The organism is Terrabacter sp. Root181 (genome assembly GCF_001428505.1).
GTDB lineage: Bacteria > Actinomycetota > Actinomycetes > Actinomycetales > Dermatophilaceae > Terrabacter.
Genome location: NZ_LMHU01000012.1, coordinates 46356 through 58701 on the forward strand (window position 1 = coordinate 46356; position 12346 = coordinate 58701).

The following is a 12346-nucleotide window of genomic DNA, read 5'->3' on the forward strand; positions in this document are numbered from 1 at the left end:
GGCGCGGCCTCGGTCGAGGTCAGTCGGACTGGTGCAGCTGGCGCGCCGCCTCGGCGATCGAGCCCGACAGCGAGGGGTAGACCGTGATGGTGCTCGACACCTGGTCCACGCTGAGGCGGTTCTGCACCGCGAGCGCGACGGGGTAGATCAGCTCGGACGCCTTCGGCGCGACGACGACCCCGCCGAGCACCGTCCCGTAGCCCTTGCGACAGAAGAGCTTGACGAAGCCGTCGCTGATGCCCTGCATCTTGGCGCGCGGGTTGCGTGCGAGCGGCAGGGTCACGGACTCGACGTCGGGTGACTCGTCGGCCGCGTTCTGGCTGATGCCGACGGTCGCGATCTCGGGCTCCGTGAAGATGTTGGCGGCGACGCCCCGCACGTTGAGGGGCGACACGGCGTCGCCGAGCGCGTGCCACATGGCGATGCGTCCCTGCATGGCGGCGACGGACGCGAGGGGCAGCACGCCGGTGCAGTCGCCGGCCGCGTAGACGCCGCCGACGCTGGTGCGCGAGACCCGGTCGACCTGGACGTGCCCCGAGGGGCTGAGCTCGACACCGGCCTCCTCGAGGCCGAGACCGTCGGTGTTCGGCACGGATCCGACGGCGAGCAGGGCGTGCGACCCCTCGACGGTGCGCCCGTCGACGAGCGTGACGACGACGCCGTCGGCCGTGCGCTCGACGGACGCCGCTCGCGACTTGTTGAGGACCTCCATGCCGCGCTTGCGGAAGACGTCCTCGATGACGGTGGCGGCGTCGGCGTCCTCGCCGGGCAGCACCCGGTCGCGTGAGGAGACGAGCACGACCTGGGAGCCGAGGCCGAGGTAGGCCTGGGCGAGCTCGGCGCCGGTGACACCTGACCCGATGACGATGATCCGCTCGGGCAGCTCGTCGAGGGAGTAGATCTGCTGCCACGTCAGGATGCGCTCGCCGTCCGGCCGCATGGTGTCCATGACGCGAGGTGCAGCGCCGGTGGCGACGAGGACGACGTGCGCGGTGAGCTCCTGCGTCGTCCCGTCCGCGAGCTCGGCGACCACGCGCTCACGGCCGACGATCCGGGCGGTGCCGCGCAGCACGGTGACGCCGACCGCCTCGAGGCTCCCCTGGATATCGGCGCTCTGAGCGGCGGCGAGCTCGAGGATGCGGTCGTTGACGGTGTGCGCCTGGGCGACGGCGTCGGACACCTCGTCACCGTCGTCGTCCTGCAGCCGCACACCGAGCCGCGACGCGGTCTCGAAGTCGGACATGTAGTCGGCGGTCGCGATGAGGGCCTTGCTGGGGACGCAGTCGGTGAGGACGGCCGCGCCGCCGAGGCCGTCCTTCTCGACGATCGTGACCTGCGCCCCGAGCTGGGCCGCGACGAGCGCCGCCTCATAGCCCCCGGGGCCGCCGCCGATGATGACAACGGATGTCTCGCGCGTGATCACGGGACCATCCAACCATCCCTCGGACGGGCGTCCGACCGCCCGGCGACCGGGCGGAGCCGGCCGTCAGTGGCTGAGGGCAAGCCCACGGTAGTAGGGCACGAGGGGCGTTCCGGCGCGGACACGCAGGGAGCGGTTGCGCACGAGGAAGGCGCCTGCAGCCCCGAGGACGAGCAGCGCGGCGATCGCGGCGAGAGAGAAGAAGACGACGAGGAACGGCGTGATGCCGGTGAGGATCTGCATGGTGGACCTCCTGAAGGTTTCTACATCCGTAGATTCTACATATGTAGAAACACCGTCCGAGCCGCCACACATTCCCGGCTACCCTCGGTGTGACGACTCCCACTCGTGCGACAGGCAGGACCGATGTCCCCGACGGACGCCCCCCTCTCCCCGCGCCGCCGACAGCTGCTCGAGGCCGCCGTGCAGGTGGTCGCCGCGGGCGGGCTCCGTGGACTGACCCATCGCGCCGTCGACGCCAGGGCCGGGCTGCCGCCGGGGACCTGCTCGGCCTACCTGCGCACGCGTGCCGCCTTGGTCCACGCCCTCGCCCAGCACGTCGCCACGGGCCTGACCGACGACGTCGAGGCACTCGCCCGCCGCCTCGCCACTCGACCCGGCGACCCGACCTTCGCAGGTGCCCAGGTCTCCGACCTCTTCGCCGGCTGGCTGCGCGATCCCGACGTCGTGCTGGCCCGTCTGGAGCTGACGCTCGAGGCGGCCCGCGACGACGAGCTGGCCGCCGCCTTCGCGCAGTGGCGCATCCGGCTGCTCGACGTCGTCGAGGAGGTCGTGAGCCGCAGCCGAGACGGCGACACGAGGACCCGCGCAGAGGCCGTCGTGGCCGCCCTCGAGGGCGTCCTGCTCAGCGCCCTGGCGCAGCCGGCGCGGCGCCGGCGGGCCTTCGTCACGCGCACCGTCGACACGGTGCTCACGGCGTTCGCGGAGAGTCTGGGCCGACCCGACCGGGCCGGTTCCTGCACCGGGTCGACCTCGCTAGAGTCCTGAGCGTGACCAGTTCCCACCGTGATCTCAGCGACCCCTCCACCGACCCCTTCGCCGTCGCCGCCGACGCCGCCGCCGTCATCGCCGAGCGCACCGGCGCCGACCACCACGACGTCGCCCTCGTGCTCGGATCGGGCTGGGGCCAGACCGCCGACCTCATCGGTGAGACGCTCGCGACCGTCGAGAACGCCGACGTCCCCGGCTTCCACAAGGCCGCCGTCGCCGGACACTCCGGCAGCATGCGTTCGGTGGCCATCGGCGACACCGGCCGCCGGGCGCTCGTCTTCGGCACCCGCACCCACTTCTACGAGGGGCGCGGCGTGCGGGCCGTCGTCCACGGCGTCCGCACCGCGAAGGCGGCGGGGTGCTCGACCGTCGTGCTGACCAACGGCTGCGGTGGCCTCAACCCCGCATGGGCGCCCGGCACCCCCGTCCTCATCCGCGACCACATCAACCTCACCGCGCACTCCCCCGTCGAGGGTGCGAACTTCGTCGACCTCACCGACCTCTACACCCCACGCCTGCGCGACATCGCCCGCGAGGTCGACCCCGACCTCGACGAGGGCGTCTACGTCCAGTTCCGAGGGCCGCACTACGAGACGCCGGCCGAGGTGCAGATGGCCAAGGTCATCGGCGGCGACCTCGTCGGCATGTCGACGAGCCTCGAGGCGATCGCCGCGCGCCAGGCCGGGCTCGACGTGCTCGGCATCTCGCTCGTGACCAACCTCGCGGCCGGCATCTCGGACCAACCGCTCAGCCACGCCGAGGTGCTCGAGGCCGGACAGGCCGCCGCCGAACGCTGCGGCCGGCTGCTCGCCCAGGTCGTGGGGCGCCTCTGATGACGACCATCGACACCACCGAGACGCTGTATGCCGCGGCGCGGGCCTGGCGCGACGACGACCCCGACCCGACGACGCGGGCCGAGCTCGACGCCGTCCTCGGCAGGGCGACGGCGGGCGACGCGGACGCAGCCGCCGACCTCGCCGACCGCATGGCCGGACTGCTCGAGTTCGGCACCGCCGGGCTGCGCGGGGCCCTCGGCGCCGGCCCCAACCGGATGAACCGCAGCGTCGTCATCCGAGCGGCGGCCGGCCTGACGGCATACCTCAAGGACGAGGGGCGCGCCGGCGACGCGCCGACGGTCGTCGTCGGCTACGACGCGCGCTACAACTCGGACGTCTTCGCCCGCGACACCGCCGCCGTGGTCGTCGCGGCCGGCGGCCGGGCGCTGCTGCTGCCCCAGCCCCTTCCGACGCCGGTCCTCGCCTTCGCGATCCGTCACCTCGGCGCCGATGCCGGCGTCATGGTGACGGCGAGCCACAACCCGCCGCAGGACAACGGCTACAAGGTCTACCTCGGCGACGGCAGCCAGATCGTGCCGCCCGCCGACGCCCGGATCGCCGCCCACATCGGCCGCGTCGAGCGGGTGGCCGACGTGCCGCGCGCCGCCGATGGCTGGGAGATGCTGGGCGACAACCTCCTCGAGGACTACGTCGACGCCGTCGTCGGCGTCGTCGACCCGAGCTCGCCGCGCGACCTCCGCGTCGTCCACACGAGCCTGCACGGCGTCGGTCACGGCACGGTGCACACCGCCTTCGTCCAGGCCGGCTTCGCGGCGCCGGTCGTCGTCGACGAGCAGGCCGTACCCGACCCGGACTTCCCGACCGTCGCGTTCCCCAACCCCGAGGAGAAGGGCGCGATCGACCTCGCGCTGGCCCGAGCCCGCGCCGTCGGGTGCGACCTCGTCATCGCCAACGACCCGGACGCCGACCGGTGCGCTGCGGCCGTGCTCGACCCGGCCCTCGGCGACTGGCGGATGCTGCGCGGCGACGAGGTGGGGGCGCTCCTCGGTGCCCACATCGTCCGGCGTGGCGTCTCGCGCCGCGACGTCTTCGCCAACTCGATCGTGTCCTCGCGCCTGCTCGCGTCGATCGCGAAGGCCGCCGGACTCGCCCACGAGGAGACGCTCACCGGCTTCAAGTGGATCTCCCGCGTCGACCGGCTGCGCTACGGCTACGAGGAGGCGCTCGGCTACTGCGTCGCGCCGCAGCTCGTCCGCGACAAGGACGGCGTCAGCGCCGCCCTGCTGCTCGCCGAGCTCGCAGCCACCCTCAAGGCACAGGGGCGCACGCTCATCGACCAGCTCGACGACCTCGCCGTCGAGCACGGCGTGCACGCGACCGACTCGTTCTCGGTGCGCGTCTCGGACCTCGCCCAGATCGACACCCTGATGGGGCGCCTTCGCGCCGAGCCGCCGGCCTCGGTGGCCGGCGTGGAGGTCGACCGCATCGACGACCTCGCCCGGGGCGACGGCGGGCTGCCGCCCACCGAGGGCCTGCGCTACCACCTCGTCGACCGCTCCCGCGTCATCGTGCGCCCGAGCGGCACCGAGCCCAAGGTGAAGGTCTACCTCGAGGTCATCGAGCCGGTCGCCGGTCCGGCGGCCCTCGGCGAGTCACGCGCGCTCGCCGAGACCCGGCTCGCCCGCGTCCGGGCCGACATGGAACGCCTCACGTCTCTCTGAGGGAGCCCCACGCGTACGCCATCGACGGCGTACGCGTGGGGCAGGGTGAGCGGCAGCCCGTCACACGACGAACGTGCCGATGACGAAGAAGGCCGCGGCGGCGAGGAGCAGGCCGACGGACACCGGGTCCCAGGCCTGGTGCGCGATGCGCGGCGTCCGGCCGTCCTTGCGCTTGCGGTCGGCGCTCATGCGCGCCTCGACCTCGGCCGCGACGGCCTGCGCCTCGACCTTGGACTTCGTCGGCTCCTCCGTGGTCCCCTTGCCCCGCACCTTGTTGGCGCCGACGGTCAGCATGCCGCGGCCGTACCTCGGACGGCCGGGATCGGCCGGCACGCCCCATGCCGTGTAGCGCCGGCCCTCCGCGACGATCTCGAGCGCCCACCTCGACCGCACCTCGGCGATGGCGGGCCACGTGACGTCGACGACCCGCAGCGGGTTGACGAGCCGGATGCCCTCGGCGTGGATGACGACGCACGGTCGCACGACGAAGAGCCACAGCAGCGCGAGGGCGAGCACCACGGTCGAGATGAGCGTCCAGCTCCGCGGCTCGGTCAGCGCGGCGAGGACGAGCAGGGCGAGTCCGGCGACCCCGCCGACGACGCCGACGACGATCGACGAGCCCGGCCGGAGGGTGCGGGCATCGCGCAGAGCGTCGCTCTCGTCGGGGGCCTCGGCCGGTGAGTCGGAGGGCGGTGGGGACACGTCAGGGCTCACGGACCGACTCTCTCACGCGTGACGGGCCGTCTCGATAGGTGGATAGACTCCCGTGGTGACAGTAAGCACCACGACGCGCACCGCGCAGGACCTCACCGCGCAGGCGCGGGACGTCCTCGGGGTGTCGCGCCTGACGAACCATGCCCTGACCTCCTGGCTGCACGGCCTGCCCGGGGTCGACCAGGTCGGCTGCGAGGCGCGAGCCGCGTCCCTCGGCACCCGCTCGGTGAAGACGACGAGCAAGGCCTGGGCGATCGACACCGCCATCGGGATGATCGACCTGACGACCCTCGAGGGCTCCGACACGGTCGGCAAGGTCCGCTCGCTGTGCGCGAAGGCCCTCGTGCCCGACCCGCTCGACCCCACGACGCCGCGGCCCGCCGCGATCTGCGTCTACGGCGACATGGTCGCGACCGCGAAGGCCGCGCTCGGTGACAGCGGCATCCACGTCGCGGCCGTCGCGACCGCCTTCCCGTCCGGGCGCGCGAGCATGCCGGTCAAGCTCGCCGACACCCGTGACGCCGTCGAGGCCGGAGCCGACGAGATCGACATGGTCATCGACCGCGGGGCGTTCCTCTCGGGCGACTACCTCACGGTCTTCAACCAGATCGCCGAGGTCAAGCAGGCCTGCGGCACGGCGCACCTCAAGGTCATCATGGAGACGGGCGAGCTCGTCACCTACGACAACGTCCGCCGCGCGTCCTACCTCTCGATGCTCGCCGGCGGCGACTTCATCAAGACGTCCACCGGCAAGGTCCAGCCTGCGGCGACCCTGCCCGTCACGCTCATCATGCTCGAGGCCGTGCGCGACTGGCGCGACCTCACCGGCACCCAGGTGGGCGTCAAGCCGGCCGGTGGCATCAAGACCACCAAGGACGCCATCAAGTACCTCGTCATGGTCAGCGAGATCGCGGGCGACGACTGGCTCACCCCCGAGTGGTTCCGCTTCGGTGCCTCGAGCCTGCTCAACGACCTCATCCTCCAGCGGCAGAAGCTCGCCACCGGTGCCTACTCCGGCGCCGACTACGTGACGATCGACTGACCGCGACTGACCGACCGCGCCACACGACAGCGCCCACGAAAGACACCCTGATGCCGAAGTTCGAGTACGCCCCCGCGCCGGAGTCGCGCGCCATCGTCACGATCGAGAAGTCCTACGGGCTCTTCATCGACGGCGCCTTCACGCGCCCCAAGGCGACCTTCCCCACGCTCAACCCCGCCGACGAGACGGTCCTCGCCGAGGTGAGCCAGGCCGGCCCCAAGGACGTCGACAAGGCGGTCGCTGCGGCTCGCCGCGCCTATGAGGGCGTCTGGGGTCGCATGAGCGGCGCCGAGCGCGGCAAGTACCTCTTCCGCATCGCCCGCATCCTCCAGGAGCGGGCCCGTGAGTTCGCCGTGCTCGAGACGCTCGACAACGGCAAGCCGATCAAGGAGACCCGCGACGTCGACGTCCCGGTCGCCGCGGCGCACTTCTTCTACCACGCGGGCTGGGCCGACAAGCTGGAGTATGCCGGCCTGTCCGCCTCGGGCGCCGACGTGCCGCGCCCGCACGGCGTGGTCGGCCAGGTCATCCCGTGGAACTTCCCGCTGCTCATGCTCGCGTGGAAGATCGCCCCGGCCCTCGCGACGGGCAACACCGTCGTGCTCAAGCCCGCCGAGACGACACCGCTATCGGCCCTGCTCTTCGCCGAGGTCTGCCAGCAGGCCGAGCTGCCCGCCGGCGTCGTCAACATCATCACCGGAGACGGCCGCACGGGTCAGGCCCTCGTCGAGCACCCCGACGTCGACAAGATCGCCTTCACCGGCTCGACCGAGGTCGGCAAGGCGATCGCCCGGACCATCGCCGGCACGTCGAAGAAGGCCACGCTCGAGCTCGGCGGCAAGGCCGCGAACATCGTCTTCGACGACGCCCCGCTCGACCAGGCCGTCGAGGGCATCGTCAACGGCATCTTCTTCAACCAGGGCCAGGTGTGCTGCGCCGGCTCGCGCCTGCTCGTGCAGGAGAACGTCCACGACCAGGTCGTCGCGAAGCTCAAGCGTCGTCTCGGCACGCTGCGCGTCGGTGACCCGATGGACAAGAACAGCGACCTCGGCGCGATCAACAGCAAGGCGCAGCTCGACCGCATCACCTCGCTCGTCGAGGCAGGCGTCGCCGAGGGTGCCGAGCGCTGGAGCCCCGAGTGCACCCTGCCGGCCAAGGGCTACTGGTTCCCGCCGACGGTGCTCACGGGCGTCTCGCAGACGCACCGTGTCGCGACCGAGGAGATCTTCGGCCCGGTCCTGTCCGTGCTGACCTTCCGCACACCGCAGGAGGCGGTCGCCAAGGCCAACAACACGGCGTACGGCCTCTCGGCCGGCGTCTGGACCGAGAAGGGCTCGCGCATCCTCTGGATGGCCGACCAGCTCAAGGCCGGCGTGGTCTGGGCCAACACCTTCAACCGCTTCGACCCGACGTCGCCGTTCGGTGGCTACAAGGAGTCGGGCTATGGCCGCGAGGGCGGCCGCCACGGCCTCGAGGCCTACGTCACCACCGCCCCTTCGACCCTGACGGGAGCCGCCCGATGAGCCGCCTCGACGTGCGCAAGACCTACAAGCTCTACATCGGGGGCAAGTTCCCGCGCAGCGAGTCCGGTCGCTCCTACGAGGTCGTCTCGGCCTCGGGCGAGTTCCTCGCCAACGCCGCGATGGGCTCTCGCAAGGACGTCCGGGACGCCGTCGTCGCCGCTCGGGGCGCGCTGGCCGGCTGGGCGGGCGCGACGGCCTACAACCGCGGCCAGGTGCTCTACCGCGTCGCGGAGGTGCTCGAGGGCCGCCGAGCCCAGTTCGTCGACGAGGTCGCCGCGAGCGAGGGGCTCACGGTCCGTGCCGCAGGTGCCGTCGTCGACGCCGCGATCGACCGCGTCGTCTGGTACGCCGGGTGGACCGACAAGATCGCCCAGGTGCTCGGCAACCTCAACCCCGTCGCCGGGCCGTTCTTCAACGTGTCGGCTCCTGAGCCGACCGGTGTGGTGGGCGTCCTTGCGCCCCAAGGCTCCTCGCTGCTCGGTCTCGTGTCGGTCGTGGCCCCCGTCATCGCGGCGGGCAACACCGCCGTGGTCGTCACCTCGGCTGCCCGACCGCTCCCGGCGGTGACCTTCAGCGAGGTCCTCGCGACGTCCGACGTCCCGGGTGGCGTCGTCAACATCGTCACCGCGCAGACCGCCGAGGTCGCGACGTGGCTCGCCGCGCACCGCGACGTCAACGCCATCGACCTGACCGGAGTGGCCGGCGCCAACGGCGTCGACTGGGCCGCGCTCGAGGCCGAGGCCGCGGGCAACCTCAAGCGTGTCTACCGGCCGGCCCTGGCCGACGGCGCCCCCGTCGAGCCCGACTGGAACGCCGACCCGGGGCTCGGTCGGATCCGCGCCTTCGTCGAGACGAAGACCGTCTGGCACCCCAAGGGTCTCTGAGCCCGGTTCGGGTCGGACCCCTGGTTCGGTGGGAGGAGACGAGGTGGCGTCGGTCGACCACCGCGCGGGCGGCAACCGCGAGACGGGTGCCGGTCGTCGCCGCGTCATCCTCCTCACCGGACCCAGCGGCGCCGGCAAGAGCCGCCTCTCGGCTCGGTTGAGCGCCGCCCACGGGTGGCCGGTCGTGCGCCTCGACGACTTCTACCGCGAGGCGAGCGATCCCCGACTGCCGCGGTCCCCCATCGGCATCCCCGACTGGGACCACGCCGACTCGTGGGACAGCCAGGCCGCGGTCGACGCCTTGCGTCGGCTCGTCGACGAGGGGCACGTCGAGGTCCCCGTCTACGACATCGGCGCGTCCGCCGTGACGGGTCGGCACGTCGTGCACGCCGGCCCGACCGACTTCGTGCTGGCCGAGGGTCTCTTCGCCGGCCGGCTCGTCGAGCCCCTGCAGCGCGAGGCCCTGCTCGCCGACGCCCTGTGCGTACGGCAGAACCGCACCCTGACGGCCCTGCGCCGGTTCGTGCGGGACCTGTCCGAGCGACGGAAACCCCCCCACATCCTCGTCCGCCGCGGGATCGCCCTCTGGTGCGACGAGCCGCACGTGGTCGCCGAGGCACAGGCCCACGGCGCCAGGTGCGTGCACCCGCGCGACGCAGAGACCGAGCTCGGCGCACTCCCCAGCGCGAGACCGGCGTGAGGCTCATCGGCCTGCTCGGCGGCATGAGCTGGGAGTCGAGCGCGGAGTACTACCGGCTCGCCAACGAGCTCGTGCGAGAGAGGGTCGGCGGGCTCGCCTCCGCGCGACTGCTGCTGCACTCCGTCGACTTCGCCGAGGTCGAGCGCCTGCAGGCCGAGGACCGCTGGGACGAGGCCGGCGTGCTGCTCGCCGCGGCCGCCGCGGGACTCGAGGCCGGAGGCGCTGAGCTGATCGTGCTGTGCACCAACACGATGCACAAGGTCGCCCCCGCCATCGAGGAGGCCGTCTCCATCCCGCTGCTGCACATCGGGGACGTCACCGCCCACGCGGTGCGAGCGGCGGGCCTCCGTCGGGTCGGCCTGCTCGCGACGGCCTACACGATGGAGCAGGGCTTCCTGCGTGAGCGCCTCGCCGGCCACGGCCTGACGGTGCTCGTGCCCGACGCCGACGACCGCGCCCTGGTGCACCGGGTCATCTACGACGAGCTGTGCCTCGGCGTCGTCACCGAGGAGTCCCGGCAGGCCTACCGCGAGGTCATCGCCCGGCTCGTCGCGGCGGGCGCCGAGGGAGTCGTCCTCGGCTGCACCGAGATCGAACTGCTCGTCGACCAGTCCGACTCGCACGTGCCGGTCTTCCCGACGACCCGCCTGCACGTCGAGGCCGCGGTGACCGCCGCGCTCGCGGGCGACTGACTCCCCCACGGCGGCGCCCGCCGGACGGACGGGGCTCGGCAGCCTCAGGCGATGGGAGGCGCCTGGTAGCCGAGGGCGGCGTACCCCGGCTTGATCACGTCGTCGATGAGCGCGAGGCGCTCGTCGAACGGGATGAACGCCGACTTCATGGCGTTGATCGTCACCCAGCGCAGGTCCTCGAGGGTCCAGCCGGCCTCGTCTCGCAGCAGGGCCGCCTCCTTGCTCATCGAGGTGTCGCTCATGAGCCGGTTGTCGGTGTTGAGGGTGACCCGGAAGCGCAGGCGACGCAGCAGCGTGATCGGGTGCAGCGCGATCGACGGCGCCGCAGACGTCTGCAGGTTGCTGCTCGGGCACATCTCGAGGGGGATGCGCTTGTCGCGCACGTAGGCCGAGAGCCGACCCAGGCGCACCCGGTCGAGCTCCAGGGTCGTCAGGGCGCCGACGTCGTCCTTGTTGCCCTCGACCCACTGGGCGAAGGGTGCGCCGTCGATGGTGATGTCGTCGACGATGCGCACACCGTGGCCGAGCCGGTCCGCGCCGCACCACTGGATGGCCTCCCAGATGGACGGCAGACCGAACGCCTCACCGGCGTGGATCGTGAAGTGGAAGTTCTCGCGGCGGAGGTACTCGAAGGCGTCGAGGTGACGGGTGGGCGGGTAGCCCGCCTCGGCTCCGGCGATGTCGAACCCGGAGACGCCCTGGTCCCGATAGCGGATCGCGAGCTCGGCGATCTCGGTGGACTTGGCCGCGTGCCGCATGGCCGTCAGCAGCGAGGTGACCCGGATCGGGTGTCCCGCAGCCGCAGCCCGCGCCTCCCCGTCGCGCAGGCCGGCGTTGACGGCCTCGACGACGCCCTCGAGCGTCAGACCACGGGTCAGGTGCTGCTCCGGCGCGTAGCGGCTCTCGGCGTAGACCACGCCGTCGGCGGCGAGGTCCTGGGCGCACTCGCTGGCCACCCGGAAGAGGCCTTCACGCGTCTGCATGACGGCGAGGGTGTGGTCGAAGGTCTCGAGGTAGCGCGGGAGCGAGCCGGAGTCGGCGCTCTCCCGGAACCAGGTGCCCAGCGACTCCGCGTCGGTCTCGGGCAGCACGTCGTAGCCGACCTCCGCGGCGAGCTCGATGATCGACTGCGGGCGCAGACCTCCGTCGAGGTGGTCGTGGAGCAGGACCTTGGGAGCCCGACGGACGTCGTCAGCGCTCACGACGCGTCACCGGCGCCCGTCTCGGTCTCGTCCTCGCGGTGCACCGAGTCCGGGCTGAAGGCGGGCAGGCAGACGGCGACGTACTCGGCGCCGTCAGGACCGCACGAGTAGCGGATGCGCTCGCCGCCCCGCGTCACGACCGACTGGCCGGCCGCGACCTCGAGGGTGCCACCGTCGTGGTCGATGATCACCGTTCCGGCGAGCACCAGCGTGATCTCGTCGAACTCGGGCGTCTGGAAGGGCTCGGACCAACCGCCCGGGGCGACCATCCGCGCCACGGAGACCGACGCCTGCAGGCTCGCGCCCGGGGTGTTGACGGCACCGACGTGCTCGTCGATGACCTTGCCGCCGGGGACGGGGATACGGGTGGGAAAGGGAATGAGTTCAGGCACGAGCCAACCCTAGACCCTGGCCGATGGGCCCTCAGCACCTTCCTGGGCGGGGCGTCCCGACATCGGAACGCGTCGCCGGCCTCCGAAAGAGATGACGAAAAGGGTATGGAAATCCGACAACCCCGCCGGTTACCCGGCGGGGTTGTCTGAAAGTGTGTCCGGCTGCGTCCTACTCTCCCACACCGTCACCAGTGCAGTACCATCGGCGCTGAAGGGCTTAGCTTCCGGGTTCGGAATGGAGCCGGGCG

The 12346-nt window shown here is 72.1% G+C and carries 13 protein-coding genes and 1 rRNA gene; 8 read left to right on the forward strand and 6 right to left on the reverse strand.

Translation table 11 applies throughout. From position 1 onward, the window contains the following. Positions 1–19: 19 nt before the first annotated feature. Together ASD90_RS22620 and ASD90_RS23710 are read right to left on the reverse strand one after the other, a co-directional pair. On the reverse strand, positions 20–1423 hold the full coding sequence (locus tag ASD90_RS22620) for an NAD(P)H-quinone dehydrogenase (protein WP_056761749.1): 1404 nt from the start codon (positions 1421–1423) through the stop codon (positions 20–22). A gap of 63 nt (positions 1424–1486) precedes the next feature. Then, entirely contained in the window at positions 1487–1663 is a 177-nt protein-coding gene (locus tag ASD90_RS23710; protein ID WP_157610909.1) for a hypothetical protein, read from the reverse strand. Positions 1664–1786: 123 nt separating this feature from the next. On the opposite strand from ASD90_RS23710, the gene ASD90_RS22625 reads away from it, so the two are divergent. From ASD90_RS22625 to ASD90_RS22635, 3 genes are read left to right on the forward strand one after another with little or no spacing between them, the layout of a single operon-like run. After that, on the forward strand, positions 1787–2428 hold the full coding sequence (locus ASD90_RS22625; protein WP_056761752.1) for a TetR/AcrR family transcriptional regulator: 642 nt from the start codon (positions 1787–1789) through the stop codon (positions 2426–2428). A 2-nt stretch (positions 2429–2430) separates the two neighbouring features. Further along, a complete protein-coding gene (locus ASD90_RS22630; RefSeq protein ID WP_056761755.1) occupies positions 2431–3264 on the forward strand; it encodes a purine-nucleoside phosphorylase in 834 nt (277 codons plus the stop codon). Beyond that, positions 3264–4949, forward strand: a complete 1686-nt coding sequence (locus ASD90_RS22635) for a phospho-sugar mutase (RefSeq protein ID WP_056761757.1) — start codon at positions 3264–3266, stop codon at positions 4947–4949. Before ASD90_RS22630 ends, ASD90_RS22635 begins: the two co-directional genes overlap by 1 nt. Before the next feature lie 60 nt (positions 4950–5009). On the opposite strand, the gene ASD90_RS22640 is transcribed toward ASD90_RS22635, so the two are convergent. Further along, the gene (locus ASD90_RS22640) at positions 5010–5663 is read right to left on the reverse strand and encodes a PH domain-containing protein (protein ID WP_056761761.1); all 654 of its coding nucleotides are present in this window, start codon (positions 5661–5663) and stop codon (positions 5010–5012) included. A gap of 55 nt (positions 5664–5718) precedes the next feature. Here ASD90_RS22640 and deoC point away from each other — a divergent pair, with 55 nt between their 5' ends. From deoC to ASD90_RS22665, 5 genes are read left to right on the forward strand one after another with little or no spacing between them, the layout of a single operon-like run. Further along, entirely contained in the window at positions 5719–6705 is a 987-nt protein-coding gene (deoC, locus tag ASD90_RS22645) for a deoxyribose-phosphate aldolase (protein ID WP_082588988.1), read from the forward strand. Between the two features lie 50 nt (positions 6706–6755). Next, a complete protein-coding gene (locus tag ASD90_RS22650; RefSeq protein WP_056761767.1) occupies positions 6756–8228 on the forward strand; it encodes an aldehyde dehydrogenase family protein in 1473 nt (490 codons plus the stop codon). Further along, on the forward strand, positions 8225–9112 hold the full coding sequence (locus tag ASD90_RS22655; protein ID WP_056761770.1) for an aldehyde dehydrogenase family protein: 888 nt from the start codon (positions 8225–8227) through the stop codon (positions 9110–9112). The genes ASD90_RS22650 and ASD90_RS22655 overlap by 4 nt, the downstream gene beginning before the upstream one ends. A 43-nt stretch (positions 9113–9155) precedes the next feature. Next, entirely contained in the window at positions 9156–9812 is a 657-nt protein-coding gene (locus tag ASD90_RS22660) for a uridine kinase (protein WP_235506892.1), read from the forward strand. Then, positions 9809–10504, forward strand: coding sequence for an aspartate/glutamate racemase family protein (locus tag ASD90_RS22665; RefSeq protein WP_056761773.1), 696 nt, complete (start codon positions 9809–9811; stop codon positions 10502–10504). Before ASD90_RS22660 ends, ASD90_RS22665 begins: the two co-directional genes overlap by 4 nt. 44 nt (positions 10505–10548) lie before the next feature. Here the strand turns inward: ASD90_RS22665 and ASD90_RS22670 are convergent, their stop codons facing one another. The 3 genes from ASD90_RS22670 to rrf form a co-directional block, all read right to left on the reverse strand. After that, positions 10549–11706 carry an adenosine deaminase gene (locus ASD90_RS22670; protein WP_056761776.1) on the reverse strand — a complete coding sequence of 386 codons (1158 nt, stop codon included), beginning with the start codon at positions 11704–11706 and terminating at the stop codon, positions 10549–10551. Then, complete coding sequence (locus tag ASD90_RS22675) at positions 11703–12098, reverse strand: cupin (RefSeq protein ID WP_056761779.1); 396 nt, start codon at positions 12096–12098, stop codon at positions 11703–11705. The genes ASD90_RS22670 and ASD90_RS22675 overlap by 4 nt, the downstream gene beginning before the upstream one ends. Positions 12099–12254: 156 nt before the next feature. Further along, positions 12255–12346: ribosomal RNA gene (gene rrf / locus ASD90_RS22680) — 5S ribosomal RNA — on the reverse strand; the annotation flags it as partial.

Excerpts from the sequence above, each read along its gene's own strand:
- ASD90_RS22635 (WP_056761757.1), top strand. The coding sequence starts at position 3,264 with ATGACGACCATCGACACCACCGAGACGCTGTATGCCGCGGCGCGGGCC.
- ASD90_RS23710 (WP_157610909.1), bottom strand. The coding sequence starts at position 1,663 with ATGCAGATCCTCACCGGCATCACGCCGTTCCTCGTCGTCTTCTTCTCT.
- ASD90_RS22625 (WP_056761752.1), top strand. The coding sequence starts at position 1,787 with ATGTCCCCGACGGACGCCCCCCTCTCCCCGCGCCGCCGACAGCTGCTC.
- ASD90_RS22650 (WP_056761767.1), top strand. The coding sequence starts at position 6,756 with ATGCCGAAGTTCGAGTACGCCCCCGCGCCGGAGTCGCGCGCCATCGTC.
- ASD90_RS22655 (WP_056761770.1), top strand. The coding sequence starts at position 8,225 with ATGAGCCGCCTCGACGTGCGCAAGACCTACAAGCTCTACATCGGGGGC.